The sequence below is a fragment of the Streptomyces sp. NPDC002130 genome, assembly GCF_040296465.1.
Classification (GTDB): domain Bacteria; phylum Actinomycetota; class Actinomycetes; order Streptomycetales; family Streptomycetaceae; genus Streptomyces.
This window is the reverse complement of the sequence record NZ_JBEOXI010001283.1, coordinates 1-1030: the sequence shown is the minus strand read 5'-3', so window position 1 is coordinate 1030 and position 1030 is coordinate 1. Positions and strand designations below refer to the sequence as shown.

Annotated in this window: 1 protein-coding gene; it reads left to right on the top strand. The window is 64.7% G+C overall.

All coding sequences use genetic code 11. The features are described from left to right. Window positions 1–1030 (top strand): universal stress protein (locus ABT116_RS50300; protein ID WP_351648553.1); only part of this gene is annotated, 1030 nt, incomplete at both ends.

The following is a 1030-nucleotide window of genomic DNA, read 5'->3' as shown; positions in this document are numbered from 1 at the left end:
GTGTTCGTGCTCGGCGATGCCACGTTCGTCGCGCCGCTCCTGCTCTTCCAGATCGTCGTCTACTCCCCCATCGCCTTGACGATCCTCGATCTGACGGCCCTTCGCGGCGCTGACGCCGAGAAACTCTCGCTGATCGACACCGTCACTGCCCCGTTCAAGAATCCGATCGTGCTCGCGGGCGCTGCGGGGTTGATCGTCGCGTTGATCGGTTGGGTACCGCCCCGGCCGCTGATGCAGCCTTTCGAATTGATCGGCGCGACGTCCGTACCCGATGCACTGTTGGCATTCGGGCTCTCGTTGTACGGCGTACGGGTACTCGAGAAGGGCTCGAGTCCTCGACGCGACGTCGCGCTGGCGTCGACGCTCAAGATCGTCGTCCAACCTGTGCTGGCCTATCTGATGGCGCATTTCCTCCTCGGCATCGACGGCCATCAGCTGTTCGCCATCGTGGTCGTCTCGACGTTGCCGACGGCTCAGAACGTTTTCATCTATGCAAGCCGCTATCGGCGCGGAATCCCGGAAGCGCTGCGCCGCAGACTTTCTCACGGCAACGTGTATTCACCGGAACGCGTCGATGCGGCATTGGGTAACTACTTCAGGCGCGGAAACCTCACGGCGCTACGCGAACTGGCTCTGCTGTGGGTGGCCGATCAGGTGGACGCCGCACTGGCGAAATACCGCGCCGAGAACAAGATCACCGACACCTGGGAGGCGCGCGAGCGCGTCGTCGTTGCCGTGACCGGGGGACCGGAGTCGGAAACCCTGGTACGACGCGCATCTCGAATCGCGTCGAAGTCGAGCGCCGAGCTGATGGTGGTCCACGTCGTGCGCGGTGACGGACTCACCGGGGTCTCGGCCCCCGAGATGGGCAAGGTGCGTGCGTTGGCCGTCGGGGTCGGCGCGACGCTGCACACCGTTGTCGGCGACGACGTACCGTCGCCGCTTCTCGAGTTCGCCCGGGAGGAGAACGCCACACAGTTGGTGTTGGGAACGTCGCGGCGTTCTCGCCTGGCCCGAATCCTCGACGAGG